We start from the raw sequence: 25290 nt of genomic DNA, 5'->3' as shown, positions 1-25290 counted from the left end.
CGGGCCCGCGAGGTGTCCATCCCGGGCTAAGGTCCGGCCGTGCCGGGCGCCGTGCCCGGCCGGGCCTCCCGCGGCGGCTCGTCGCGGTGCAGCCTGCCGCGGGCGACCAGCTCGACGGTGACGGCCGTGGCGATGGCCTGCACCGCCATGAGGGCGATGAGGACGAACAGCTGCACCGCGCCCGCCTGCACGGGTGTGGCGCCGCCGAGCAGCATGCCGACGAACGCGCCGGGAAGCGTGACCAGGCCGACCGTGCGGGTCTGGTCGAGCCCGGGCAGCAGGGCGTCGGACGCCGCCGGGCGGCAGACCTCCAGGCGGGCGTCGTGCGGCAGCAGGCCGAGGGCGAGGCCCGCCTCGAACTCGCCGAAGCGGGTGTGAAGTTCGTCCAGGGCGCGGCGCCCGGCGAGCACCGTCGCCGTGAGCGCGCCGCCGATGAGGATGCCCGTGACCGGGATCATGGCGATGCCCCGCACCGGGACGAGCCCGGTCAGCGTGAGCACGCAGACGACCGGCACGACGGGCGTCGCCAGGGGCACGGCCGCCCGCCACCAGGTGCCGTTCGGGGTGATGCGGCGCCCCGCCGTGCGCGTGGCCACGGCGAGCATGAGCAGCAGGAACGCGAACAGGGCCGCCACGTGGTGGACCACCCAGCCGATGAGCAAAGAGACCGCGGCCAGTTGGGCCGTCGCCCGCGCACCGGCCACGGCGATCTCCCGGGCCCGGCCGCGCGACCCGTCCGGCGAGAGCCGGAACACCGCCGCCACCGCGGCCGCCGCCAGGAGCAGGACCAGCAGGACGACACCGAGGGTCGCATTGGCGGGCAGCAGCGTCTGAGCAGCGAGTACACGCACGGACCCACCCTAGGCGCGGGGGCCGTAGGCTCCTTCCTACCGACGCGTTCGCCCCAGGGTGGGCCGAATGCGCCGGACGGACGTACGCAGCGACAGAAGGGCGACCAGTCATGGCGCAGCAAGTGCGGGGCGTGATCGCACGCGCGAAGGGCGAGCCGGTACGGATCGAGACGATCACCGTGCCGGATCCGGGGCCCGGGGAGGCCGTGGTGAAGGTCCAGGCGTGCGGGGTCTGCCACACCGACCTGCACTATCGCGAAGGCGGCATCAACGACGACTTCCCGTTCCTGCTCGGTCATGAGGCGGCGGGCGTCGTGGAGTCGGTGGGCGAGGGCGTCACCGAGGTCGCGCCGGGCGACTTCGTGATCCTCAACTGGCGCGCCGTGTGCGGCCAGTGCCGCGCCTGTCAGCGGGGCCGCTCCCAGTACTGCTTCAACACGCACAACGCGCGGCAGAAGATGACCCTCGCCGACGGCACCGAGCTCTCGCCCGCGCTCGGCATCGGCGCGTTCGCGGAGAAGACCCTCGTCGCGGCCGGGCAGTGCACCAAGGTCGACCCGGCCGCGTCCCCGGCCGCCGCGGGCCTGCTCGGCTGCGGCGTGATGGCCGGGCTCGGCGCGGCCATCAACACCGGCGGGGTGACCCGCGGCGACTCGGTGGCCGTCATCGGCTGTGGCGGCGTCGGCAACGCGGCGGTCGTCGGGGCCCGGCTCGCCGGAGCCGCGAAGATCATCGCGGTCGACATCGACGACAGGAAGCTGGAGACCGCCCGCGGCCTCGGCGCGACCGACACGGTCAACTCCCGCTCGGCCGACCCGGTCGAAGCGGTCCGGGAGCTGACCGGCGGCTTCGGCGCCGACGTCGTCATCGACGCCGTCGGCCGCCCGGAGACGTACGAGCAGGCCTTCTACGCCCGTGACCTCGCGGGCACGGTCGTCCTGGTGGGCGTGCCGACCCCGGACATGCGCATCGACCTGCCGCTGCTCGACGTCTTCGGGCGCGGCGGCGCGCTCAAGTCGAGCTGGTACGGCGACTGCCTGCCCTCGCGGGACTTCCCCATGCTCATCGACCTCTACCGGCAGGGGCGGCTCGACCTCGACGCGTTCGTGACCGAGACGATCGCGCTGGACGAGGTGGAGAAGGCCTTCGAGCGGATGCACCACGGCGACGTGCTGCGCTCGGTGGTGGTCTTCTGATGGCCCCCGCGACCGCGGGCCCCGTCCGCGTCGAACACCTCGTCACCTCCGGCACGTTCTCCCTCGACGGCGGCACGTGGGACGTGGACAACAACGTCTGGATCGTCGGTGACGACCGCGAGGTGCTGGTCATCGACGCCGCGCACGACGCCGACGCCATCGCCGACGCCGTGGGCGACCGGCGCGTCGTCGCCATCGTGTGCACCCACGCCCACGACGACCACGTCGACGCCGCCCCCGCGCTCGCCGAGCGCACCGGCGCGCCCGTCCTGCTGCACCCGGACGACCTGGAGCTGTGGAAGCTGACCCACCCGGACCGGGCGCCGGACGGCGAGCTGGCCGACCGCCAGGAACTGGACGTCGCGGGGACGACCCTGACGGTCCTGCACACCCCCGGCCACTGCCGGGGCGCTGTGAGCCTCTACGCGCCGGGACTGGGCACGGTGTTCACCGGGGACACGCTGTTCGCGGGCGGTCCGGGCGCCACCGGCCGGTCCTTCAGCGACTTCCCGACGATCGTCGAGTCGATCCGTGAGCGGCTGCTGACGCTGCCCCCGGAGACGGTGGTGCGCACCGGCCACGGCGACACCACGACGATCGGCGCGGAGTCCGGCCACGTGGAGGAGTGGATCGCGCGCGGCCACTGAGCGCACGGACCCCTTCACTCAAGCCACCTGCGGACATCCCCGCAGGTGGCTTTTCCACGCTGCTAATCTGTAGCAGGTGAACACAGATACTGACCCTTACGTCGTGCGCGCCGAGACGCCCTCCGTCGAGACCTACCTCCATCTGCGCGCCGCCTCCGGACTCAGCCCCCGCACGGTCGAGCAGGCCGTGGCCGGACTGCCCCACACCTGGCACGCGGTCACCGTGTACGCCCGGGACGAGCCGGTCGGCATGGGCCGGGTCGTCGGTGACGGCGGGTGCGTCTTCCAGATCGTCGACATGGCCGTCCTGCCCGCGCACCAGGGGCAGGGCCTGGGCAAGCAGATCATGGCCGCGCTCGTCGGCGAACTGGAGCGCCGCGCGCCCGAGGGGGCGTACGTCTCCCTCATCGCGGACGGCGACGCGCGCTTCCTGTACGAGAAGTTCGGCTTCCGCGACACGGCGCCCGTCTCCATCGGGATGCACCGCTGGACCTGACGGGATGTGGCACTGGATCCGGCGGGACGCGGGGCCGAATCCGAAGGGGGTGTACCGCCGGGCCCGGCGGGGTGTACTGCCGGGGCCGACGGGGTGTACTGCCGGGCCCGGCGGGGTGTGCCGCCGGGTCGGCGGGGAGCGGCGCCGGATCTGGTGTCGGGGGAAACCGTGCCGATCCCGTGAGGGCGGCGCGCCGCAGGTCACGCGTGCTGGCAGCGCTCCTCGATCTCCGATAAGTTAGGCAAGGCTTACCTAATGGAGGTTGAGGATGGGTGTCCGACACATCAGCACGACCATGCCCGCGGCAGCGGCGCGCGCCCGCTCCGTGCTCGCCACCGCCTGGTCCTGCGCGGTGACCACGGAGATCGGCAGGGACGAACTCCTCGGCGCCCACAGCGTCACCGAGCGGGGCGCCGTACGCCTCGATCCGCCGGAGGACAGCGCCCTCGCGGCCGCCCTCATCTGCGCGCCGCGCGGCGCGCCGTCCACCCTCGTGGAGTTCGCGGACGTCTCGCCGGTGCCGGTGCGCGACCGGGTGCGCAGCAGGCTGTGGCTCTCGGGGTCGCTCACGGCCACCCACGACGAACTCCTCTTCGAACCGACCACCGTCGTCCTGCACGACACCCACGGCCGCACCGGCATCGACCTCGAAGAGTTCGCGCTCACCGACCCCGACCCGCTCGCCCACGCCGAGTCCCGGCTGCTCACCCATCTCGCGGACGCCCACCCCGACGCCGTCGAGCAGCTCACCCGGCTCATCGCCGCGGAGAGCCTGAGCGGCGTCGTGAACGTCAAACCGGTGGCCGTCGACCGCTACGGCCTCACCCTGCGCCTCGAACGCGTCAGCAGCCAGGCCGACGTGCGCCTGCCCTTCCACGCCCCCGTCGAGGACCTGGGTCAGGTCACCGAGCGGATGCACGCCCTGCTCACGAAGGCGCGCTTGCTGCGCCGCCCCGCGCTGCGCCCGGCGCCGCCGGAGTCCTGAGGGGCGCCGGAGTCCTGGAGGGCCGCCGGGGTCCTGAGCGTCGTCGGAGCCCTGGGGGCCGTCGGTGGCCGAACCGCTGTTCGCTGCGGGGGAGATGAGGTCGCGCCGTGCCGGGGTCGGTTACCGTTCGCCGGAGTGATCCAGGCATGATGGGCACCATGAGCGCGCAGAGTAAGTCTTTGCCCAACGATCCGGTGGAACCGGTTCAGGCCCTGATCGTCGTCGACATGCAGTCCGCCTTCGTCTCCGGCGACGACGCCATCCCGCACGTCGAGCGTGTGCTCCAGCGCACCGAACAGCTCATCGCCAAGGCCCGTGCGGCCGACGCCCTCGTCGTCCAGTTGCAGAACGACGGCCCGGAAGGCGCCACCGACGAGCCCGGCACGCCCGGCTGGCGGCTCCACCTGCCCGTGGACGCCGACCGCGGCGAGGTCGTGATCCGCAAGGAGTACGACGACGGCTTCGAGGAGACCGAACTGGAGGAACTGCTGCGCGAGGAAGGCGTCACCTCGCTGGCCATCTGCGGCGTCATGTCGGAGATGTGCGTCAGCGCCACCGCGCGCACCGCGCTCGACCTGGACTTCCGCGTGGTCATGCCGCACGACGCCCACGGGACGTACGACATCCCGGCGGCCGAGGGCATCAGCGACGCCGTGCCGGCGGCGACGGTGTCGCGCGTCGCCGAGTGGGCCCTCGGCGACGAGGTCGAGGTCGTGCCGAGCGCCGACGAGGTGAGCTTCACCGCGTCCTGAGACGCACCCGTGCGAAGGGCTGTCCGCCCGCCCGTACGAAGGGCTGTCCTCCCGCCCGTACGACGAGCGGGAGGGCAGCGTGCGCCGCGACGGGGCGGCGCGCGTCACTTCCCGGTCGAACCCGCCCGCGCCACGAGGACCCCGGCCACCTCGTACAGATAACGGTTGACCGGAGTGGGCGTCCCGGTGCGCTCGCCGAGCCGGACCACCGAGCCGTTCCAGGCGTCCAGTTCGGACGGACGGCCGGACAGGATGTCGCGCTGGAGCGACGAGGTGCCCTCGGCGGGCTGCTGGTCGATGAAGTCCAGCGTCCTCGGCACGACGTCCTCCGGCAGCGGCACGCCGTGGGCCGCGGCCAACCGCTGGATCTCGGTCATGCCCTCGACCAGCAGCCGCCGCGTCCCGGGCCGTGAGCGCAGCACGCCGAACGGCGCGTCCGTCACCGTGCCGAGCCCGCCGAACGGCACCACGAACAGGAACTTGGCCCACAGCTCCGCCCAGATGTCGTCCGGCGCGGCGGCGGCCACGGACGCGCCCGTGAGCGCGGACACCAGGCGCGTCACACGCGCGGACGCGCTGTTGTCCCACTCCGCGAACGCCAGCGCCGCGGGCCCGCCCACATGGCGCACGCGCCCCGGCCCGTCGAGATGCGCGATGATCTTCGCGGTGCCCGGCAGGACCGCACCGCGACCGACCTCCTCGGCCACCTGCTCGGGGGCCTCCACACCGTTCTGGAACGTCACGACGGCCGTGTCGGAGCCGACGAGCGGCTTCAACGCGGCGATGGCGGAGGGCAGTTGCCAGGTCTTGACGCACAGCAGGGCGTAGTCGACCTCGCCGATGTCGCGGGTGTCGTCGGTCGCGCGCACCGGCGCCACCGCGAAGCCCCCGGCCGTGCTGTCCACGCGCAGGCCGTCGCGCCTCAGGGCCTCCAGATGGGCGCCCCGCGCCACGAAGCGCACGTCGTGCCCGGCGGCGGCGAGCCGCCCGCCGAAGTACCCGCCGATCCCGCCGGTGCCGATCACCGCGACGCGCACCTGCTCGGCTGCTGCCTTCCCCGCCATGGAGAACCCCCTTGTATCGCCGGTCGTCACACCGGGCGGCCACGGCCCGGATCAGGCCACCCTATGCCGGGGCCGCGGGGCGGGCACGTGCCCCTTCACAGGGGCAGCGCGCACACCGCCATGGGTGCCGCGAACGGCTCGCCGGTCGGGGTGAGTTCCCCCGTGCCCGCGTCGACGCGGAAGACGCTCACCGAGCCGGAGCGCTGGTTGCTGGCGAACAGCAGCCGCTGCGTGGGGGAGAAGGCGAGGTGCCGGGGGAAGTCCCCGCCCGCGGGCGTCGTGCCGAGGAGGCGGAGCCGGGCCCCGCTCTGCTCGACGGCGTACCGCGCCAGGGAGTTGTGCCCCCGGTTGGCGACGTACGCGAAGCAGCCGTCGCGGGTCACGAGCGGCTGCGCCGGATAGTTCGTGAGGCCGGACGGCGTGCCCGTGGACTGCGGCTCACCGGGTGTCAGGCGCCCGGTCGTGGGGTCGTAGGCACAGACCACGACCGTGTTGTCGAGCTCGTTGGCCACGTACGCGAAGCGCCCCGAGGGGTGGAACGCGAGGTGCCGGGGTCCCGCGCCCGCCCGCAGCGTGACCCGGGTGACCGGGCGCAGCGTGCCCGCTTCCGTGTCGAGGCGGTACGTGTACACGGTGTCGGTCCCGAGGTCGACGGCCAGGACGTGGCGGCCGTCCGGGGACGTCACGACCTGGTGGGCGTGCGGGCCCTGCTGCCCGGGGCCGGGCTGCGGCTCGGTGTGCTTGACGAGGCCGGTGCGCTCGCCGAGCGCGCCGGAGTCCTCGACGGGGTGCACGGCCACGCTGCCGGAGGAGTAGTTGGCGCTGAGCAGCCAGCGGCCGCTCGGGTGCACGGACAGGTGGCAGGGGCCGTCGCCCCCGGTGTCGCGGGTGCCGAGCACCCGGTGGGCGCCGTCGGGGGAGAGCGCGACGGCGGTCACGCCGCCCGGCGACCGCTCGTTGACGCAGTACAGCGTCCGCCCCGAGGGGTGCGCCACCAGGTAGGACGGGTCCAGGACCCCGGTGAGCGTCCCCGCGCCGGTGATGCGGCCCGTCGTGTCGTCGTACGTGGCCAGGCCGATGCCGGAGCCGCCGCCCGGCTCGGAGGTGTAGGTGCCGAGGAAGAGGGGGCGCCCGCCGCTCCCGCTGCTGGGGAGGGGCGCGGCTCCGGCGGACGTGGTGGTGACGGCCCCGGCGGCGGCCGCGGCGAGTGTCGTAGCGATGAACCGGCGTCTGTCCATGCTGCACCTCGTGTGTCAGAAGTGACGGTAGTGGCGATGTGGCAGCCACCTTGGACCCTGGTCCGTTGAACAGGCAATAGTCGAAACATGAGTTGCATCATGTGCAACGGGCAAGAGGGACGGTGATCGATGCCCGGCGCCCTCTTCTGAGCAGCGCCGTCAGCCTTCGCCGTCCGACCCCTGCACATTTGCCAACGCATCCGCGTACAGCCGGAACAGGCGCGGGGAGGGCCGCTGGGAATCCCCGGCCGACCGCGTCGTGTGCTGGAGGCGCTCCCAGCAGCGCGCGGTGAGGGCCCTGGCCCGGGCGCCCGGCCAGGGCTCGGGCAGCAGCTCGGGGGGAAGCAGCGGGTCCGGCTTCATGGCCGTGGAGAACGCGGCGGCGAGGGTGACGGCCAGGATGAGCTGCTCGACGCTCGTCGGCTCCGGCGAGCCGGCCAACTCCGCGAGGCAGGACTCCGCGTAGGCCGCGAGCCGGTCGTGGCGGTCGGCGATCTCCGGCAGCGGCCACAGGGCCGCGGCCAGCTCGCGAGGCGCCTCCAGCTCGCCGATGCGGAGATCCGTGCTGGTGAGGAAGGTGACCGAGGACAGCACGCCGAGGTGGCGCGCCTGGGCCTCCACCAAGCCCTCGACGGCGTTGGCGCACACGTACAGGCCGCCCTGGACAGGAGCGGCGCCGAGGTGCAGGAGGGTGTCCCGCAGCGCGTCGCGGGCGGCGCGGCTCGACTCGGGCACGGCGAAGGCGAACAGGTGCCAGACGCCGTCCCAGGGAGCGAGCCCCCGGTCCTGGCGGTACGCGTGCCGCACGAACGCGGCGTCCGGGGCGAGGGAGCCGGTGACGTCGGCGACGGCGCGCAGCACCGCCTTGCGCCCCCGGCCTTCGTGCGTGAACCGGCCCTCGGCGACGAGTCGTTTGACGCACAGCCGGACCTGCTGGTCGCTCATGCCGAGGACGTTCGCGACCGTGTACAGCTCGCCCGCGTCGACGGTGCCGTCCTCGCGCACGAGGGCGTGGACCAGCAGGCGCGTCGGGATCTCCGGCCGGCCGGCCGGTGCGGCCGCGGCCTGCGCTGCGCCGGTGCCCTCGCGTGCGGTGGTGCTCATCGTTCCTCCTGGGCTGCTGCCGAATCCGCGGTCGTGACCGCGCGGTGCATGGTGGTCACCGCGTCGAAGCCCATCAGACGGCGCAGATACGGCGTGCGCTGGGTCCGGGTCGCCGTGAAGCCGTGCCGTTCGTAGAGGGCGCGCGCCCGCGGGTTGACGTCGATGACGTCCAGGCGGACGCGGCGGCAGCCCGCCTCGGCCGCTATGGCGGCGACCTCCCGCAGCAGCAGGCTGCCGATGCCGTGACCGCGCTCGTCGGCGGCCACGGCGATGCCGTCCATGACCAGCTCCCCGGCGGCGGACCTGCGCTCGAACAGGGCGAGCACCGCGAGCCTCGGCAGACCGCGGAGCGGACCGTAGGCGGACAGGACGTCGCGCGCGCCCCCGCCGGTCAGCGCGCGCCCGTCCAGCTGGAACCCGGCGACCGCGACCACCCGGTTCCCGCGCACCGCCACGACGCCCCGGTCGCGGTGGAGATGGCGGGCGAGGAAGGCCCGTCCGGCCTCGGGCGGGCCGAGGCCCGCCCCCAGCTTCCGTCCGAAGGCCTCCCAATAGAGCGCGGCGACCTGCTCCTCCGCGCCTGCGGGGACGCCGCGCCGCACCTCGATCTCCCCGCCGGTGGTCGCGATGGGTCCGTGGTTCGTCGCGCTCATCGGTACCGCCCCCTGTCGCCGGGAAGGGCCCCGCACCCGGAGAGCCCCCTTGTGCGATCGATTGTATTACGTTCATTCTCTCTACGAGAGTTTTCGAAGCGATAGTTAAATGGGGGTAGGGCATGCGCACGCATCCACGCGGGGCATCCGGGGAGCAGCAGGGGCGGAAGCGGCCGAAGGGGGAGGGGGCGTGACCGAGACGATCGTTCGCCGCCCGGCCGTCACCGCTCGGGAGCGCCTCACCGACGTCGACGCCCTGCGCGGCTTCGCGCTCCTGGGCATCCTGCTGGTCAACATCCACTACCTGGCCTCCGCCCACCACGGCTCCGGAGTGGAGGACCCCGCCTTCGGCGCGCCGCTCGACACGGCGGTCCGCTCCGTGACCGCGGTGCTGTTCGAGGCCAAGTTCTTCCTGCTGTTCTCGTTCCTCTTCGGCTACGGCTTCACCTTGCAGCTCAGCTCGGCGGAGCGCGCCGGGGCCCGCTTCGCCCCGCGCTTCCTGCGGCGCCTGGCCGGCCTGTTCGTGCTCGGGGTCCTGCACGCGGTACTGCTGTTCCCCGGCGACATCCTCACCACGTACGCGGTGCTCGGACTGGTCCTGCTGTGCCTGCGCCGGGTGCGGCCGCGCACCGCCGTGCGCGTCGCCGTCGCGCTGTTCGCGCTCACGGCGGCGGGGTACGCGCTGCTCGCGCTCGTCGCCCACGCGGCCGATCTGGGCCCCGACCTGGCGGCGGCCGCCGCCGACGCCGACGAGGCCACGGCGGCGCTGCGCTCCGGTCCGGCCTCGGTCGTCGGCGCGCACCTGGACGAGCTGCCCGACGTGGTGTTCCTGCTCGTCTTCTTCCAGGCGCCCGCGGCCCTGGCGGCCTTCCTCCTCGGCCTGGCCGCGGGCCGACGCCAGGGCCTGGCCGACCTCGACCGCCACCAGCGCCTCCTGCGGCGGCTCCAGGCCGTGGGCTTCCCGGTCGGCCTGGCCGGTGGGGTGGTGTACGCCCACGCGAGCCTCGCGCACCCCGGGACCGCGTACCAGGTGCTCGCCCTGGGCGTCGACGTGATCACTGCCCCGCTCCTGGCGGCCGCCTATGCCGCGACGGTGCTGCGCGTGGTGCGGTCCCCGCGGGGCCGGGCGGTGAGCGCCGTGCTGGCCCCCGCAGGGCGGATGTCCCTGACGAACTACCTCACGCAATCCCTCGTCTGCGCCCTGCTGTTCACCGGCTACGGCGCCGCCCTCGTCGGCCGCGTGTCCCCGCTGGGCGTCACGGCCGTGGCCCTCGCCCTGTTCGCCGTGCAGGCCGCCGCCTGCCGCTGGTGGCTGCGCGGCCATCCGTACGGGCCGGTCGAATGGCTGCTGCGGGCGGCGACCCACCTCGCCCGGCCCGGGTGGCGCAAGGACACCCGGGCGCCGGGGCGCCGCTCACGCAGGCGGAGGGCCGCTCACGCCGCGGCGCGCGAACGGCGCCGGTAGCCGCCGGGGGCCTGCCCGTACTCGCGCTTGAAGGCCTTGGCGAAGGCGTACTCCGAGCCGTAGCCGGTGCGGGCGGCGACCGTGGTGAGGGGGACCTCGGACTCCCGCAGGAGCTGGGCGGCGGTCGTCATCCGCCAACGCGTCACGTACGCCATCGGCGGCTCGCCGACCAGCGTCGCGAAGCGGCGGGCGAACGCCGCGCGGGACAGGCCCGCGCGGTCGGCCAGCGACTCGACGGTCCACTGGTTGGCCGGGTCCGCGTGGATCGCGGTGAGGGCCGGGGCGACCGCGGAGTCGCTGAGCGCGGCGGCCCAGCCCTTGGCGGCCGAGGGCGGCTGCTCCTCCAGCCAGGCCCGCAGGATGTAGAGCAGGAGCGAGTCGATCAGGGCGGGGACGATCCCGGCCGAGCCGATGCGCGGGTGCTCCAGCTCGGTGCCGAGGAGCTGGACGGCGGTGCTCAGCTCGGGGTGGCGGCCGTGCCCGGTGGACAGGTGGACGACCTCGGGCAGCTGGCCCACCAGCGGGTGCGGCCGTCCCTGGTCCAAGTGGTAGTTGCCGCACAGCAGACTGGTGCGCGGCCCTTCGCCGCCGAGCGAGACCGTGCCGATGGGCGAGCCCGGGCTGAACTGCTCCGCCCGCTCCTCCTCCGCCGGGGTCGAGGGGTGGTCGGCGAGGACGTGCGCGGTGCCGTCCCGCAGGAAGACCACGTCGCCCGGGCTGAGGGCGATCGGCGCCAAGTGGGGCGCGCCCACGGGGATCAGCCAGCACGTGCCGTGCAGCACCACGTGGAACCCGGCACCCGCCACGGAGGGGAGGCGCAGGCCCCAGGGGGCGCGCCCCTCGGTGCGCACGGATGTGGGATGCCCGGTCCGCATCGAGCTCAGCGCCTCGGTCAGGATGTCCAACGCCCCGCCCCTTCGTCGTCGTCCACGATCGGGCTGCCCACGATACGGCCCGTTGATCAAGCGACGGTCAACACCACCTTGCCCTGCGTGCGGCCCGACCCCACCAGCTCGTGGGCCTTCGCCGCTTCGGTGAGGTCGAACGTCGCGGAGACGTGCGGCCGTATCCGCCCGGCGTCGATGAGCTGGGCGATCCCCTCCAGGGACGCGTAGTCCGGCTCCACGGAGACGCCCGCGAAACGGCGGCCCGCTTCCTCGACGGCCGTGGCCAGCTCCTGGTTCCCGTGCTCCATGATGCTCACCAGGGTCCCGCCGGGGCGCAGCACCGACAGTGAACGCGTGCCGTCGGACGAGGAGTCGAAGACCACGTCGAGGTCCTTGACGACCTCCGTGTAGTCGGTGGTGCGGTAGTCGATGACCTCGTCGGCGCCCAGGCCGCGCACGAAGTCGTGCTTGGGGGCGCTCGCCAGGGCGGTCACATGCGCCCCGCGCGCCTTCGCGATCTGTACCGCGAAGTGCCCGACGCCGCCCGCGGCGCGGTGGACCAGCACGCGCTGGCCCTCGGTGAGCCGCGCCGCGTCGACGAGGCCCTGCCACGCGGTGAGCCCGGCGAGCGGCACCGAGGCCGCGTGCACGTGGTCGAGGGAGGCGGGCTTGCGGGCCACCTGGCGCGAGGGCACGGCGACGTAGTCCGCGTACGCGGTCGCCGCGCGCGGGAAGAACGGCATGCCGAACACCTCGTCACCGGGCTTGAACCGGGCGCCCGGGGCCGCCTCCTCCACGACGCCGGAGATGTCCCAGCCCACGCCGTACGGCGGCTCGCCGAGCAGCGGGTAGAAGCCCGCCCGGACCGCCACGTCCACCGGGTTCACGCTGCTGGCGTGCACCCGGACGAGCACCTCGCCACCGAGCGGAGCGGGGCGTTCGGTCTCCACGGTCTCCAGGACCTCGGGACCGCCGAAGGACTTCTGGATAACAGCGCGCATGTCGGTTTCTCCTCCTGCTGGGGGCACGGGCCGCGGAGGTGATCCGCAGCCCCGCCCGGCCTGTTGATGTGCTCAACCCTAGGAAGATCGAACGATCCGATGAATATCCTGCGCGCTCTCAAAGATGTCCTGTCGTCTTGTGCGGAGGACTCCGTAACGCTTCCGACCGACCTTGCCGACTCCCCGGTGGGGCGCACGGGTTCGTGCCCGCCCGGCGCCGCTGCCAGCGCTCCGCTGTGGGCGGCGCCGACCCGCCCGGGGGCCGCGTTCCGCCGGCTCGGCCGGGCCCTGCTCGTCGGCGCGCGTACGCCGACCGGACCCGGCCCCGATGCGTTTTGGCCGAATAGCCGTCACCAGGCATGTCATATCGGTCAGTCGACCCCTCGGAGCTGCGGATGGGTCTCCTGTGCGGGTGAACCTTTGTTCCCGCACCGCGGTGCGGGAACAGCCATCAGCGCAGACGAGGAGCCACTGAGTGGACCACAGCCGTGTGATCCGGATCCGTACGACCCTGGCCGCGATGGGAGTGACAGCCACGCTCGCGACGGCCGTGGCGGCGGCCCCCGCCGCGAGCGCGGCTCCGGCGCCGAAGACGCCGACGTCGGCCGGCGCGCCGCACGAGCCGTGCACCGGCACCTTCCAGGACGACGCGCGCCTCGGCCCCCAGTGGCTGCCGAAGAAGGGGCAGCGGCCGGTCGGCCCGCTCCTCAAGGGCTGGAAGCGCACCGGAAAGCTCACTCCGTCCGCGTTCCTGAAGAAGTACTGGGAGGGTCCGGCGGACACCGGTAGCTGGAAGTACCCGCCGAACGACGGCTTCGAGACGGTCAACGGCCAGGTCGACAAGCACCGCGAGACCCTGGAGGCGGGCGAGCGCCTGGACCGCTTCGGCTCCGAGTACGGCTCCTTCCTCGCGCCCGCGGGCGACTCCTACGCGGAGCGCGCCCTGCCGCCGCAGAACCTGAACACCCGCGACGCCGCGTACGCCTGCGACTATCGCGTGTACAAGGTGGCCAAGCCGTTCGACGTATGGCAGGGCGGGATAGCCCCCTGGTTCGAGCAGCCCGGCGGCGGCGAGCAGATCAAGCTCGACCCCGCCTTCCTCAACCCGGGCGAGGGGCAGCGCCTGAACGTGAAGTGGCTTCTCGACCACGACTACCTGAAGCCCGCCAAGGCCTGACGGCGAGCAGGCGCGCACAGTGGACGTCCACGCACCGCGGTCCGCCCTGCGGTCCGCGTTGCGCGCCGCCGGTGTGGCCGACGGCTACTACTGGATCGAGGGCGTCCACGAACCGGCGCCCACGCCCCCCGACTTCGCGTATCTGCGCGCTGACGGACAAGGGGCGTGGGAGCTCGGAACGTACGAGAGAGGGGAGTGGCGTCCGCTGGCACGGGGCCTGGCCGAGGCCGAGGCGTGCCGACGGATGCTGCGGCTCCTGACCTGAGATGAGCGGCGCCAGGGCCACGGGGGCCTGTCTCGGCCGTGTGCGGAATCCGCCTCGGTCACATGGGGAACGACAGGAGCCGGACCTCTCCCGCGGACCACTCCGCTCCGTCCCGCAGCGGCGTCCACATGGTGCGCAGCGGCATCACCACGGGCCCGTCGGCCTGTTCGACGTGCACGTCCTGGTCGAGCGCGCGCCAGCCGAGGCGCTCGTAGAGCGCGACGAGCGGGGGGCGGCAGAAGAGCAGCCCGTGGTGCGGCCCCATCGTGCGGGCGTGGTCCAGGGCGGCGGTCACGACGGTGCGGGCGAGACCGCGTCCGCGCACGTCCGGCGCGACGGCCACGCCGCCGACGCCCACGACCTCGGTCGTGGTGTCGCCTATCGCTATGGGCAGCCGCAGCAGACCGGTGTGGGCCACCAGACGGCCGTCGAGGCGGACACCGAAGTGCTCCTCCTTGGGGAGCCAGGTGAGGCCGGTGTCCGCGACGCCGAAGGGGTCGGGGCCGTCGCCCAGGATCTCGTTCTGGTCGGCGGGCGTGTACTCCGCGAGCCGCACGGCGGTCGCCGGTTCGGGCAAGTGGTCAGTCATTCCGGCATGATCCCTCAGCGCCGGGGGAGGGAACCCGCCGGGTCAGCGCTCGACGGGAACGAGCCCGCGCTCGTACGCCTTGACCAGGCGCTGCGGCACGTGAACGGTGACGCCGTCGACCGTGACCGGGACCAGCTGAGCGGTGCTGGCCTTCCACTGGGCGCGGCGGTGACGCGTGTTGCTGCGGGACATCTTCCGCTTGGGGACGGCCATGGTGAACCTCCTGGGGATGGGGGGAGCGGACACCTCGACCGTACATGAAAATGGATTCCATTAACAAAACGGCAAGCCGCCCGCGCGAACGCCGCCGCACACCACCCCGCCAACCCTCAACCTCACCCTAAACCTGAGGGTGAGAGTGACGTGTCGTCAACTGAAGGCGCGGTCTCACATCGAGCCGAGGAAGCCCGTCCCCGTCCCGTTCAAGAAGCTCACCGCGGAGCGCTGTGCCGACGCCCTCGCCCGTGCTGGTCGCGAGGCACGCACGCACGCGGCTGCGGCGCAGGCCGCCACCCGCGTGATGGCGACGGAGGACGTCGCGGGGCGGGCCGTGCCTCAAGGCCGCCGAGCGCATCAGGCGCGCCTGCCATCGGGCGTGCCTGCCGTCGGGCGGACCCGACAACGCGCGGGCCCGAGGGCGAGCCCGCGCCCGGCCGCCCCGGGACGGTGGCCGCTCCGGCCGCTCGCCGTCACGGCCGCCCGGCCGCCGACACCTCCTCGCCCTGCGGCACCGGTCCCGGTGCCGTCCCGTCGCCGAACGGGCGCCCGCCGAGCTGCTCGCGGTGATGCGGTGTCAGCCACCCGCCGAGATCCGGCCCGAGCGGCACGATGCCCGTCGGGTTGATGCCGGTGTGCACCTCGTAGTAGTGCCGCTTGATGTGGTCGAAGTCGACGGTGTCGCCGAAACCGGGGGTCTGGTAGAGGTCGCGGGCGTACGCCCACAGCACCGGGTCCTCGGTCAGCTTCCAGCGGTTGCACTTGAAGTGGCCGTGGTACACGGCGTCGAAGCGCACCAGGGTCGTGAACAGGCGGATGTCGGCTTCCGTGAGGGTGTCGCCGACCAGATAGCGGCGGTGCGCGAGCCGCCGCGAGGTCTCCTCCAGGCGGTGGAAGACGTCCCGGCACGCGGCCTCGTACTCGCTCTGGCTGGAGGCGAACCCCGCGCGGTACACGCCGTTGTTGACGTCGCGGTAGATGCCGTCCATGACGTCGTCGATCTCGTCCCGCAGCGGCTGCGGATACAGGTCGGGCGCGCCCGGCCGGTGCAGGTCCCGCCACTCCGTGGCCAGGTCGAGGGTCAGCTGCTGGTAGTCGTTCGTGACCAGCTTGCCGCTGTCCGTGTCCACCAGGGCGGGCACGCTCACGCCGCCCGGATAGCCGGTCTCCCGCGCGTCGTACGCCTCGCTCAGATAGCGGATGCCGAGCACTGGGTCGCGGCCGTCGGGGTCCAGGGTGAAGCGCCAGCTCCGGTCGTCCTGGATGGGGTCGACGACCGCGAGGGACAGCGCGTCCTCCAGGCCGAGCAGGCGACGGGAGACGAGCGCGCGGCTGGCCCACGGGCAGGCGAGACTGACCACCAGGCGGTAGCGCCCGGCCTCGACCGGCCAGCCGTCCCGGCCGTCCGCCGTGATCCGGTCGGCGAAGTGGCTCTTGGAGCGCTTGAAGGGCTTCTTGCCGTACGCGGCGTTGCTCTTCGCCGTGTCCGCGCCGCCGGTCGCCCCTCCGGACCGGTCGGTGCCCTCGTCTGCCTCCGCCCCGGGGTGCCCGGACCTGCTCGCCGCCTCGGTCCGGCCGCTGTCGTCGCCGGTCACCGTACGCTCTCCGCACGTGCGGGGGCCGGCAGGGGCGCGAGGTCGTAGATGCGGTTCAGCAACGCCGCCTCGTTGCCCGCGAGGCCCGCCCTGCGCAGGGCCTCGTCGGCGTCCGCGATCGGCACGGCCAGGAGGGCCGCGGTCTGGGGCGTCACGGGATCGGACAGCGCGGCGCGCGCGGTGTGCAGCAGCCGCAAGCAGGCCTGGGCCGCGGCCAGTTCGGGATACGTCGTGCCGGTCATGTCGCTTGGCTCCTTAACCCGCGGGTCCAATGTGTGAAGGTGCAACCTCCACTCTTGCGCACGGGTCTGACAATTGCCCCTCAAGCACCCGGCGCGTACGCGTCCGACGGCCCCGGAGTCCCTCTGCGGGTGAGCCGCAGCCGCAGCCCGCGGGGCATCAGCGTGAGGCGTTCGGTGACCCGCAGCCGGTAGTCGGGCTCCGCCAGCAGGTCGTAGCGGCGCAGCAGGAGCGCGAGCACCAGCGTCGCCTCGTGCAGCGCGAACTGACGGCCGATGCAGGCACGCGCGCCCGTGCCGAACGGCTTGAAGGCATGCGCGGGCCGCGCCCGCACGGCGGCGGGTGCGAACCGTTCCGGATCGAACTCCTCCGGGCGCGCTCCCCACACCTCCGGGTCCCGGTGCAGCATCACCGCAAGGACGACCGCCCACGCGCCCCGGCGCATCGGATGCACGCCACCGAGCACGGTGTCGTCGCGCGCCTCCCGCGAGAAGGCGGGCGCCGTCGGCCACAGCCGCAGCGACTCGTCGAGCACCCGGCGCACGTACCGCAACTTCGCGACCTGCTCGTACGCCGGTGCTGCCGCGTCACCCCACACCTGGTCCACCTCGTCCCGCGCGCGGGCGAGCACGTCGGGGTGGCGCGCCAGGTAGTGCAGGGCGAACGATAGGGCGCCGGACGTCGTCTCGTGCCCGGCCACCAGGAACGTGATGACCTGACGCCGGATGTTCTCGGCCGACAGGCGCTCGCCGGTCTCCGGGTGCGCGACCTCCAGCATCCGGTCCAGGAGATCCCCGCGGGCCCCCGAGGCGTCCGCCGCGCGGCGGGCCGCCACGACCTCGTCCACCGTCCGGTTCAAGTACGCCATGTCGGCTGCGTTGCGCCGCTCGGCGCCGCGCAGCAGTACGGGCGCGAGCGCGGACGGCACCACGTTGCGGCGCTGGGCGTAGGAAAGGGTGCCGACCATGGCGGTCACGAAGGGGTGCGGCCGGGTGCGTTCGAAGGAGCCGAAGTCGTGCCCGAAGCCCGTGCGGGCGATCGTCTCCAGTGTCAGCTTGGTCATGTCACCGGGCACGTCGACGGCCCGCCCGGCCGCCGCTTCGGCGTCCCAGCAGGCCATCAGTTGCCCGGCCACGTCCAGCATCAGCGGGTGGTAGCCCGCCATGGCGTCCCGGCTGAAGCCCGGGGCGAGGATGTCGTGCGCGAGCTGCCAGTTGGGTTCGTGGTTGTAGGCGGTGAACAGGCCGTCGCCCGCCACCGGCCGCAGATTGGCGACGCCGAGCCCGACGTGCTTGGCGAACCGCGCCTCGTCGGCCAGCTCGCCCGCGAGCCGCGCGCCCCACACGAACACGATCTCCTTGCCGAAGGCCTTGCGCCGGAAGATCGGCCCGAGGTCGGCGCCGATCCGCATCGAGTCCTGTATGGGCGTGCGCGGATCGATGCCGAGCACGTCCCCGAGCAGCGGCACGCGGCGCGGTGGATGCGGGATCCGGGGCAGCCGCGGCCAGCCGAGCTCGGCGCCGCGGAACCCCTTGGGCAGCGCGGTGGCATCGCCCGGCTGCCGCGTCGTCTGCGCCACGACCACCATCTCCCTTGTCAACAAGCCGAGTTCGGCCTTCTTGTACGTGGATTCAATAGGCGGAGCCAGTCTCCGCCCGCTGTTGAACCGACGTCAAGTAAGGTGCTCGTATGGCCGCGAACGCCCAGGAGCGCACCCGCCGCAGACTCAGCACGGAGGAGCGCAAGGAACAGCTGCTCACGGTGGGCGCGCGCCTCTTCGCGCGGTATCCCTACGACGAGGTCTGGATCGAGCAGGTCGCCGAGATCGCGGGCGTCTCGCGCGGGCTGCTCTACCACTACTTCCCGACCAAGCGGGACTTCTTCGCCGCCGTCGTGCGGCGGGAGAGCGCGCGCATGCTGGGCCTGACGGCCGCCGAGCCGGGCCTGCCGTTCCGGGAGCAGATCAGCTCCGGCCTCGATGCGTTCCTCGCCTACGTCGAGCAGCACGCGCAGGGCTTCCGGGCCTTCCACAGCGCGGAGGCGGCCGGGGACCCGGTGGTGCGCGAGGTCTACCGCGAGGGCCTCGCCGCCCAGGAGCGGCAGATCCTCGCGGCCCTCGCCGCCGACCCCGGGACCGCGCACCTGGGCGAGGACCTGCCCGCCGTGCGCCTCGCCGTCCGCGGCTGGCTGGCCTTCATGGTCGCCGTGTGCCTGGAGTGGCTCGATGCGCTCGACAGCGGGGAGTTGGGCCGCGACCAGGTGCGGGACCTGTGCGCGCGGGCGCTGCTCGGCGCGATCCTGCCCTGATCGGCGGTCCGTGATCCGTCGGTGGGGTCCGGCGGCCGCGCGCGGCTCAGGCCGCTATCGCCAGGGTCGGAGGCGGCGGGGGTGCGAGCGGGCGCAGCGGCGGCACCACGCGTCCGTCCGGCAGGATCTCGCCGGTGTCGTCGAAGACGATCGTGCCGTTGCACAGCAGGCTCCAGCCCTGTTCGGGGTGGGCGCTGACGACCAGCGCGGCGTCCCGGTCGGAACCCTGCGCTGACGGGCACGGCGGCTGATGGGCGCACATGGCACACCTCCGGGTCGCTGTACGTCGGTGCCGCTTGGAGTGGCACCCTCTAGTACGTGTAATGACTCCTGCTCGCTCACGGATTCATCGCTCCGGGGGCTTACTAGGGCATGTTGAGTCACGTGGGTGAGAAGCCCGCCCCGAAGTGCTCCAGCAGTGCGCGCCGTGCGCCCTCCGTGTCGTCGCCGAGGCGCTCGGCGACCCACAGGAAGAAGTCGTCGGCGACCGTGGCGATCCAGTCGTCCGCGGGGTCGGCGGGGCCCGGGTCCGGTGCCGGGTACCGCAGTTCGAGCTCCGGCCCGCGCGGCCCGAAGACCGTGAACAGGCGGTGCCCGTCCGCCTCGCACGCCTGCCGTACGGTCACCGTGGCGCAGTCCCAGCGCCGGGGCCCGTACTGCAGCCACAGGACCGCCGGGTCCGGCTCCTCGGCGTACAGGGCGGCGGCCACGGGCAGGTCACCCGCGCCGCCGGACCCGCCGTCGAGGTGGAGGAACCCGTGACAGCGCCCGGACGCGGGCGCGAGCAGCCCCGTGGCCCGGGCCAGCGCCCACACCCGGCCGTGTTGGTCGTAGTCCTGGAGCACCACGGCGTCGCTCGCCACTCTGGGGGACATCGGGGGCCTTTCCGGGTGGGGCGGCAGTGAAGGGCGATGCGGACGTTACGGCGACACGTGCGGGTTGCCGAGGTATGACGGCTGCGCGTCCGGGTGACGTACTCCTGGTCACGAGCCCGCACGGGCTCTCCTCCATGAGAAGGGAAGCCGTCGACGCGAGGGTGCGGTACAGGCCATGTAGCCCACCGCCGCGAGGAGTTCGCAGCCCGCGGCCACGAGCAGGGCGCCGGGCAGGGACCAGGTGGCGAGCGGTCCGCCGACGCCCGCGCCGAGCGCGTAACCGGTGATCTTCAGGCTGGCGCCGGTGGTGAAGATCTGGCCGCGCAGCCGTTCCGGGGCCTCGCGGTGCCGGACCGCGAACAGGGCCGTGAGCTGCGGGCCTTCGGCGACCCCCGCGATGACCATCGCGGCGATGAGCGGCACCGGCGCTGCCGTCGCGGCGAGGGCGAACGCGATGGCGAGGACCAGCGTGCTCACCAGCACGGTGACGTCGGGCCGCAGCAGCCCCGGCCGCTTCGCCAGCAGGGCGTTGGCGGCGAGCGACGCCGCGGCCAGGAGGGTCAGCAGGACCGTGCCGGAGTGGGACGAACCGAACGCCTCGGCGCCGAGCAGGGGAGTACAGACGACGAGCACGCCCACACCGACGTACGACACGACGGACGTCAGCGTCGCGCGGGCGAGCGGACGGGTGCTGGCGATGGCGACGAACCCGGAGGCCAGGTCGGCGACGATCGACGGCGCGGTGCCGCCCCCGGTTGCCGCGGCGCGGCCGGGCAGGCTCCATGCCGCGGGCAGCGCCAGCAGGATGAGCGCGAGGGAGGCGACGACGCCCGTCGGCGCCCCGGCCAGCAGGGCCACGAGCCCCGCCAGGGCCGGTCCGGTCAGGGCGGCGAAATTGTAGGTGAGGGCGTCGAGGGCGGTGGCGCGCGGCAGACCGTCCGGGGCGGCCACGTACGGAAGCTGGGCGGTCCAGCCACCGGCGAGCGCGGGGCCGAGCAGCCCGCCGAGCGCGGCGGTGGCCACCACGACGGGCAAGGGGATCCGCCCCAGGCTCGTCAGGACCACGAGGAGCGTCGCCGCGTACGCGCCGAGCGCCCCCGCGAGCAGCCGCCCCGGCCGCGCCGCCCGGTCCAGCATGGCCCCGATGACCGGGCCGCCCACCGCCGCCGACAACGTGATCCCGGCAAGCAGCGCGGACGCGTCGGAAGCGGACCCGGTCACGGCGAGCCCGACGAGCAGCAGGGCGGGCCCCGACATCTCGTCACCGGTACGGGCGCTCGCGGCGCCCGCCAAATAGAAGGAAAGTCTGTAACGCCTGAACATGATGGGCACGTTACGCAGTAACGTAATTCTTAAGGAAGGGCGTTACATTCGAGGGTGTGGAACCTTCAAGGGACAGCACGGGCGGTACGGACGGCGGAGGCGACATGGACGACGCGGACGGCGACGCGCACGACGACTGGTCGACCCGGCACTCCGTGTTCCGCACGGCCCGGCGCACCGCCGCGCTCGTCAACGCCCTCGGCACGGCGCCGGACGCGCCGACGGAGGCGGAGATGGCGGCGGTCGAGGCCGTGCTGCGCGAGTACGGCGAGAGCGGCCCGCTCGACCTGTCCGCCGATGACGTGCGGGCGATGCGCTCCGCCGCCGCGTCCCTGCACGACGTCTTCGCCGCGCCCGATGTCGACACCGCCGCGCACCGTCTGAACCGGATCCTCGCCGAGCGCTGCGGCCCGCTCCGCCTCACCGCGCACGGCGGCGGCTCACCCTGGCACCCGCACCTGGACAGCGACGACGAGGCGCCCTGGGCGGAGTGGCTCCTCGCCTCGTCCTGCATGGCCCTGGCCGTGCTCGTGTGGGACCGCCAGCGCCCTCCGGGCGGCGTGTGCGCGTCACCGCGCTGTACGCACGTGTACGTCGCGATCGGCGGCGGAGCGGACCGCCGTTACTGCTCGCGCCGGTGCGCCACGCGGGAGCGCGTGGCGAGCCACCGCCGGACGAAGGCCGCGGGCGCGGTGTGAGGCCGCCCCTCCGGAGGGTGTGGCCCTGCCGGTCGGCCGGGGCTAACCCCCGTACCCCGCGAAGTCGTTCCAGCCCGGCGCCTGTGTGAGCTGCTCCCACGTGGGCCGCGCGACTCCCGTCCGCTCGCGTACGAGAGCGCCGGGCAGGCTGAAGAGCGGTGCCTTGCCCGGTGTGAGGAGGGCCTGGGCGACGATCGCGTCGCGCAGGGCCGCGGCCGTGTGCAGACGGGGGAGCGCGGCGTGCACACGGTCCGCGTACCCCGGCGGCAGATCACCGGCGCTGCCCGCGACGTCCAGCCGGGCTCCGGCGCTCACCAGCGCGATCTCGGGACGCTTGCGGGAAACGATGCCCTCGGACGTGTGCAGGGCGATCGCGTCCCACACGACGTCCACGCGCTCCGGCGACACCCCCTGCCCGGTGAGGAACTCGGCGGCCAGGTCCGCGCCGTCGACCTCGAACCGCTGCTCGCCGTTGCCCTCCTCGGTGAGGCCGAGGTCATGGAGCATGCACCCGAGGAAGAGCAGCTCGTCGTCGTAGTCACGCCCGGGGACCACCCCGCGCGCCTCGCCGGCGCAGCGGCCGTACAGATAGGTGCGGATGCTGTGGTGGAACAGCATCGGCGACGCGACGCCCCGTGTGTACCGCAGTGCCTCTCGTGCCAACTCGCTCTCAGGAAGGCCGAATTCCGCGAACTCCGTGCCGGTGCTGTCGCCCGGAACGTGCTCTGCCGCTGCTTGCGTGCTCTGCTGTGTCGTCATGCCGGAAATTCTTCAACGGGCCTGAGACGTCAGCAATGACGAGAAGCCCACCTATCCGGCCATGGGTGCGCCGAGCACCCCGACGGGCCGGGGCGCTCTGTTGCTCCGCCTACTGAGCCCTTGCGGAGGGCGAGCCTCCGTAACGTGCGGCCAGCGCGCTCGCGCGGGCGTGCAGGGCGGTGCGCAGCGGCGGCGGAGCCAGGGCTTCCGCGTCCATGCCGAGCTGCCACAGGGCCCATTCGGCGTGGCGGGAGTCCTGGGAGGTCACCTCCAGGCGCAGCCAGTCGTCTGTGTGGGGCTCTTCCGCGCGGACGGCAAGCGCGGTGTCCAGGAGCTCTTCCCGCCGGGCCGGGTTCACCCGGACCAGCACGGTGAGGTGGTCGCCGCCGGAGCGGAACCGCGCGGACCGCTCCTGCCAGACGCGGTCCAGGTGGACCCGGGGCGGCCGCTGTACCGGTTCGGGCAGCTCCTCGGCGGCCAGGACCCGCGCGAGGCGGTAGGTGCGGTCCCCTCCGGACCTCGTGGCGAGGAGATAGGCCCGGTCGCGCCCGGTGACCAGGCCGATCGGGTCCACCGTGCGCCAGCGCGGCGGCTGCCCCGTGGCCGCGTAGTGGATGCGCAGCTTGTGCCCGGCGAGCACCGCGCGTCGGACCTCGGCCATCGTGCCGCGGGGCACCTCCTCGGTGCCGAGCCTGCGGGAGAGCAGACCGGTCTCCGGGGCGACGAGGAACCGCCGGGCCGTGTCACCGGCGGAGTCCCGGTGGCTCTCGGGCAGCGCGTCGACCACCTTCTGCATGGCCGAAGCGAGCGCGGAGCCGAGGCCGAACACCTGCTCGCCGCGGACCGGTCCGGCGGTCAGCAGGGCGAGGGCCTCGTCGTGGTTCAGCCCGGTGAGCTCGGTCCGGAAACCCGGCAGCACCAAGGGTGTCGTGATGTGTCGGCAGGCTCGTGGACGCGAGGCGACGTCCGGTCGGCGGTCGCCGAGCCGATGGACGTACGTACTCCCTGTGAGTCGAATGGAGCTGATGTGACGGTGCAGCGAACGGCGGTCAATCCGGTGACGTGGTCGGTGGAGATGGGGTTCAACCAGGGAGAGGTCGTCTCCGGACACACCCGCACCCTGTACTTCTCGGGGCAGACCGCGATGAATGGGGACGGCAAGCCCCAGCACGACGGGGACATGGCGGCGCAGCTGGCGCTGAGCACCGACAACGTGGAGGCCGTGCTCGGCCAGGCCGACATGGCCCTGCCGGACCTGGCCCGGCTCAACGTCTACACGACGGACGTCGATCTGCTCCTCCAGCACTACGGCGTCCTGGCGGCCCGCCGTGGCGCCGCCGGGGTGGCGCCCACGACCACGATGCTCGAAGTGACGCGGCTGGCCGTTCCCGGCCGGCTGGTCGAGCTGGAGGGAACCGCCGTCGCGTGAACGACAGAGCCCACCCGCGCACGGCCGGGCGCGGGTGGGCTCTGGGGTGGTTCACGGTCCACTGCCGATGAATTACACCAATTCGGGCTGCGGCTTCGCCTGGAGGGAGCGCGCGGGCTTGGGATCCGAGCGTTTGGTGGTCCGTATGTAACCGTAGATCACGGACGACATCGCGAGAATGAGGAGCGGTCCGAACAGCCACGGGTATGTGGCCATTTCCACGGCCACGTACCGATAGGACACCAAGAGCGCGGCGAAGACCGCGGCGCCGTGGGCGACGAGCTGGATCGCGGACCGGTCCCAGCCGAGTGCGAAGGAGCGCACAGCCACCTCGACCGTGAGGGCGAACACCACACCGGCAATGAGGTCCACGCCGTAGTGGTACCCGAAGCCCAGCGTCGCCGTGAGGGTGGCGACGAGCCAGAACGTGCCCGCGTAGCGCAGCGCCCGCGGAGCCTTGCGGGAATGGATGAAGATGATCGTGGCCCACGCGGTGTGCAGGCTCGGCATGCAGTTGCGCGGGGTGATCTCGTCGTACGTCATGGGGCCCGGCGTGGTGCCCGGCAGCGTGTCCGGCCAGATGTTGGCCACCGCCCAGTGCTCGCCGCCGGTGCCGAAGGCGCCCGTGCCGTAGGCGAAGATCGGCCCGACCACCGGGAAGATCATGTAGATGCTCGGCCCGAGGAGGCCGATCACCAGGAACGTGCGCACCAGGTGGTGGCGCGGGAAGCGGCGCTCGGCCGCCACGTTCCGCAGCTGGTACGCCGCGACGACCACCGCGGCCACCGCCAGCTGCACGTACACGAAGTCCAGGAAGTGCTCGCCGAACGGCCCTGTGGCCCTGACGACGCGGCCCACCAGCCACGACGGGTTGCCCAGCGCGTGGTCGGCGGTCGCCAGGTACTGGTCGAGGACCGTCGGCCGGGTCTTCGAGGTGATGAGCAGCCAGGCGTCACCGGTCTTGCGGCCCGCCACGAGGAGCAGGCCGAGGCCGACGCCCTTCAGCAGCAGCATGCGCTCCTTGCCGGTGCGGCGCGTGACCGCGAAGACCGCATATCCGAGAACGACCCACAGCGCGCCGTTGCCGAAAGTCAGCTTCTCGCCGAGTGCCCATCGCACCAGAAAGAAGGGAATATCGATCGCGACAGCGATGCCGAGCGCGACAAACCTTTCCCGCCAGGTGAGCACCACCATCATCAAAGCCATCCCGGCATACAGCAGGGGCCCCGACGCGGGCGGATATATCACCTCTTGCACCTGATTGGTGAGCGGCCCCGGAAGGCCGTAGCGGCGCGCGGTGATTTCAAGGGCGATGAGGAAGCCGAGGGTCACCACACCCGCGGCGGCCCACAGGATCACCCGGGGTTGACGCCACGCGGCGAAAGAAATTCTGCAGTTAATTCGCGAGATCAACCGCGATACCATGGATATCAATTGTTTGGCCGATTTGATAGACGTTGACTAAACGGTTCGCTCTT

Annotated in this window: 29 protein-coding genes; 11 read left to right on the top strand and 18 right to left on the bottom strand. The window is 73.0% G+C overall.

The window, feature by feature from the left end; all coding sequences use genetic code 11:
* Nucleotides 1–26 precede the first annotated feature (26 nt).
* Nucleotides 27–851: an ABC transporter permease gene (locus AC5WAM_RS02365; RefSeq protein WP_495521350.1), complete on the bottom strand. Its 825-nt coding sequence runs from the start codon at nt 849–851 to the stop codon at nt 27–29.
* A gap of 110 nt (nt 852–961) precedes the next feature.
* Here AC5WAM_RS02365 and AC5WAM_RS02360 point away from each other — a divergent pair, with 110 nt between their 5' ends.
* The 5 genes from AC5WAM_RS02360 (at nt 962) to AC5WAM_RS02340 (ending at nt 4927) form a co-directional block, all read left to right on the top strand.
* Nucleotides 962–2047 (top strand): S-(hydroxymethyl)mycothiol dehydrogenase, encoded by a 1086-nt coding sequence (locus AC5WAM_RS02360; RefSeq protein WP_366794558.1) that lies wholly within the window; start codon nt 962–964, stop codon nt 2045–2047.
* Complete coding sequence (locus tag AC5WAM_RS02355; protein WP_495521349.1) at nt 2047–2694, top strand: MBL fold metallo-hydrolase; 648 nt, start codon at nt 2047–2049, stop codon at nt 2692–2694. The genes AC5WAM_RS02360 and AC5WAM_RS02355 overlap by 1 nt, the downstream gene beginning before the upstream one ends.
* A 76-nt stretch (nt 2695–2770) precedes the next feature.
* Complete coding sequence (locus tag AC5WAM_RS02350; RefSeq protein WP_495521348.1) at nt 2771–3190, top strand: GNAT family N-acetyltransferase; 420 nt, start codon at nt 2771–2773, stop codon at nt 3188–3190.
* Between the two features lie 268 nt (nt 3191–3458).
* On the top strand, nt 3459–4175 hold the full coding sequence (locus AC5WAM_RS02345) for a DUF2470 domain-containing protein (RefSeq protein WP_366794561.1): 717 nt from the start codon (nt 3459–3461) through the stop codon (nt 4173–4175).
* A 158-nt stretch (nt 4176–4333) separates the two neighbouring features.
* Nucleotides 4334–4927, top strand: coding sequence for an isochorismatase family protein (locus AC5WAM_RS02340; RefSeq protein ID WP_249402087.1), 594 nt, complete (start codon nt 4334–4336; stop codon nt 4925–4927).
* Nucleotides 4928–5031: 104 nt separating this feature from the next.
* Here AC5WAM_RS02340 and AC5WAM_RS02335 read toward each other — a convergent pair whose 3' ends face one another.
* The 4 genes from AC5WAM_RS02335 to AC5WAM_RS02320 all read right to left on the bottom strand — a co-directional run bounded on the left by AC5WAM_RS02335 (nt 5032) and on the right by AC5WAM_RS02320 (nt 8986).
* Nucleotides 5032–5991, bottom strand: a complete 960-nt coding sequence (locus AC5WAM_RS02335; protein ID WP_495521347.1) for a 2-dehydropantoate 2-reductase — start codon at nt 5989–5991, stop codon at nt 5032–5034.
* Between the two features lie 95 nt (nt 5992–6086).
* Nucleotides 6087–7229: a lactonase family protein gene (locus AC5WAM_RS02330; protein ID WP_366794563.1), complete on the bottom strand. Its 1143-nt coding sequence runs from the start codon at nt 7227–7229 to the stop codon at nt 6087–6089.
* 159 nt (nt 7230–7388) lie between these two features.
* Nucleotides 7389–8333, bottom strand: coding sequence for a PaaX family transcriptional regulator C-terminal domain-containing protein (locus AC5WAM_RS02325; RefSeq protein ID WP_495521346.1), 945 nt, complete (start codon nt 8331–8333; stop codon nt 7389–7391).
* Nucleotides 8330–8986 (bottom strand): GNAT family N-acetyltransferase, encoded by a 657-nt coding sequence (locus AC5WAM_RS02320; protein WP_495521345.1) that lies wholly within the window; start codon nt 8984–8986, stop codon nt 8330–8332. The genes AC5WAM_RS02325 and AC5WAM_RS02320 overlap by 4 nt, the downstream gene beginning before the upstream one ends.
* A gap of 190 nt (nt 8987–9176) precedes the next feature.
* On the opposite strand from AC5WAM_RS02320, the gene AC5WAM_RS02315 reads away from it, so the two are divergent.
* Nucleotides 9177–10451 carry a DUF418 domain-containing protein gene (locus tag AC5WAM_RS02315; protein WP_495521344.1) on the top strand — a complete coding sequence of 425 codons (1275 nt, stop codon included), beginning with the start codon at nt 9177–9179 and terminating at the stop codon, nt 10449–10451.
* Here AC5WAM_RS02315 and AC5WAM_RS02310 read toward each other — a convergent pair.
* Together AC5WAM_RS02310 and AC5WAM_RS02305 are read right to left on the bottom strand one after the other, a co-directional pair.
* Nucleotides 10421–11356 carry an AraC family transcriptional regulator gene (locus AC5WAM_RS02310; RefSeq protein ID WP_366794567.1) on the bottom strand — a complete coding sequence of 312 codons (936 nt, stop codon included), beginning with the start codon at nt 11354–11356 and terminating at the stop codon, nt 10421–10423. The genes AC5WAM_RS02315 and AC5WAM_RS02310 overlap by 31 nt on opposite strands.
* A 56-nt stretch (nt 11357–11412) precedes the next feature.
* Nucleotides 11413–12339 carry an NADP-dependent oxidoreductase gene (locus AC5WAM_RS02305; RefSeq protein ID WP_495521343.1) on the bottom strand — a complete coding sequence of 309 codons (927 nt, stop codon included), beginning with the start codon at nt 12337–12339 and terminating at the stop codon, nt 11413–11415.
* A 490-nt stretch (nt 12340–12829) separates the two neighbouring features.
* On the opposite strand from AC5WAM_RS02305, the gene AC5WAM_RS02300 reads away from it, so the two are divergent.
* Together AC5WAM_RS02300 and AC5WAM_RS02295 are read left to right on the top strand one after the other, a co-directional pair.
* The gene (locus tag AC5WAM_RS02300; protein ID WP_495523487.1) at nt 12830–13516 is read left to right on the top strand and encodes a TNT domain-containing protein; all 687 of its coding nucleotides are present in this window, start codon (nt 12830–12832) and stop codon (nt 13514–13516) included.
* Nucleotides 13517–13535: 19 nt separating this feature from the next.
* Nucleotides 13536–13781 (top strand): hypothetical protein, encoded by a 246-nt coding sequence (locus AC5WAM_RS02295; RefSeq protein WP_366794569.1) that lies wholly within the window; start codon nt 13536–13538, stop codon nt 13779–13781.
* 58 nt (nt 13782–13839) lie between these two features.
* Here the strand turns inward: AC5WAM_RS02295 and AC5WAM_RS02290 are convergent, their stop codons facing one another.
* The 5 genes from AC5WAM_RS02290 to AC5WAM_RS02270 all read right to left on the bottom strand — a co-directional run bounded on the left by AC5WAM_RS02290 (nt 13840) and on the right by AC5WAM_RS02270 (nt 18000).
* Nucleotides 13840–14370, bottom strand: coding sequence for a GNAT family N-acetyltransferase (locus AC5WAM_RS02290; RefSeq protein ID WP_495521342.1), 531 nt, complete (start codon nt 14368–14370; stop codon nt 13840–13842).
* A 42-nt stretch (nt 14371–14412) separates the two neighbouring features.
* Entirely contained in the window at nt 14413–14583 is a 171-nt protein-coding gene (gene rpmF / locus AC5WAM_RS02285; RefSeq protein WP_138965267.1) for a 50S ribosomal protein L32, read from the bottom strand.
* 476 nt (nt 14584–15059) lie between these two features.
* The gene (locus tag AC5WAM_RS02280) at nt 15060–16181 is read right to left on the bottom strand and encodes a glutathione S-transferase family protein (RefSeq protein ID WP_495521341.1); all 1122 of its coding nucleotides are present in this window, start codon (nt 16179–16181) and stop codon (nt 15060–15062) included.
* Nucleotides 16178–16423, bottom strand: a complete 246-nt coding sequence (locus AC5WAM_RS02275) for a hypothetical protein (RefSeq protein ID WP_138965273.1) — start codon at nt 16421–16423, stop codon at nt 16178–16180. The genes AC5WAM_RS02280 and AC5WAM_RS02275 overlap by 4 nt, the downstream gene beginning before the upstream one ends.
* 80 nt (nt 16424–16503) lie before the next feature.
* A complete protein-coding gene (locus AC5WAM_RS02270; protein WP_495521340.1) occupies nt 16504–18000 on the bottom strand; it encodes a cytochrome P450 in 1497 nt (498 codons plus the stop codon).
* Between the two features lie 110 nt (nt 18001–18110).
* Here AC5WAM_RS02270 and AC5WAM_RS02265 point away from each other — a divergent pair, with 110 nt between their 5' ends.
* On the top strand, nt 18111–18728 hold the full coding sequence (locus AC5WAM_RS02265; RefSeq protein ID WP_366794573.1) for a TetR/AcrR family transcriptional regulator: 618 nt from the start codon (nt 18111–18113) through the stop codon (nt 18726–18728).
* A 46-nt stretch (nt 18729–18774) separates the two neighbouring features.
* On the opposite strand, the gene AC5WAM_RS02260 is transcribed toward AC5WAM_RS02265, so the two are convergent.
* The 3 genes from AC5WAM_RS02260 to AC5WAM_RS02250 form a co-directional block, all read right to left on the bottom strand.
* Nucleotides 18775–18990 carry a DUF5999 family protein gene (locus AC5WAM_RS02260; RefSeq protein WP_172382540.1) on the bottom strand — a complete coding sequence of 72 codons (216 nt, stop codon included), beginning with the start codon at nt 18988–18990 and terminating at the stop codon, nt 18775–18777.
* A 118-nt stretch (nt 18991–19108) separates the two neighbouring features.
* Nucleotides 19109–19603, bottom strand: coding sequence for a hypothetical protein (locus AC5WAM_RS02255; protein ID WP_495521339.1), 495 nt, complete (start codon nt 19601–19603; stop codon nt 19109–19111).
* 108 nt (nt 19604–19711) lie between these two features.
* Nucleotides 19712–20926, bottom strand: a complete 1215-nt coding sequence (locus AC5WAM_RS02250; RefSeq protein ID WP_495521338.1) for an MFS transporter — start codon at nt 20924–20926, stop codon at nt 19712–19714.
* A gap of 104 nt (nt 20927–21030) precedes the next feature.
* On the opposite strand from AC5WAM_RS02250, the gene AC5WAM_RS02245 reads away from it, so the two are divergent.
* Nucleotides 21031–21624, top strand: a complete 594-nt coding sequence (locus AC5WAM_RS02245; protein WP_495523486.1) for a CGNR zinc finger domain-containing protein — start codon at nt 21031–21033, stop codon at nt 21622–21624.
* Nucleotides 21625–21666: 42 nt separating this feature from the next.
* On the opposite strand, the gene AC5WAM_RS02240 is transcribed toward AC5WAM_RS02245, so the two are convergent.
* Complete coding sequence (locus AC5WAM_RS02240) at nt 21667–22383, bottom strand: HD domain-containing protein (RefSeq protein WP_495521337.1); 717 nt, start codon at nt 22381–22383, stop codon at nt 21667–21669.
* A gap of 109 nt (nt 22384–22492) precedes the next feature.
* A complete protein-coding gene (locus AC5WAM_RS02235) occupies nt 22493–23305 on the bottom strand; it encodes a helix-turn-helix transcriptional regulator (protein ID WP_495521336.1) in 813 nt (270 codons plus the stop codon).
* Between the two features lie 111 nt (nt 23306–23416).
* Between AC5WAM_RS02235 and AC5WAM_RS02230 the strand changes: the two genes are divergently transcribed.
* Nucleotides 23417–23812 carry a RidA family protein gene (locus AC5WAM_RS02230; protein WP_495523485.1) on the top strand — a complete coding sequence of 132 codons (396 nt, stop codon included), beginning with the start codon at nt 23417–23419 and terminating at the stop codon, nt 23810–23812.
* Between the two features lie 72 nt (nt 23813–23884).
* Here AC5WAM_RS02230 and AC5WAM_RS02225 read toward each other — a convergent pair whose 3' ends face one another.
* Nucleotides 23885–25237 carry a phosphatase PAP2 family protein gene (locus tag AC5WAM_RS02225; protein ID WP_495521335.1) on the bottom strand — a complete coding sequence of 451 codons (1353 nt, stop codon included), beginning with the start codon at nt 25235–25237 and terminating at the stop codon, nt 23885–23887.
* Nucleotides 25238–25290 lie beyond the last annotated feature (53 nt).

The sequence above is a fragment of the Streptomyces sp. JLYT201 genome (assembly GCF_059448825.1).
This window is presented reverse-complemented; position numbering and strand designations above follow the sequence as displayed.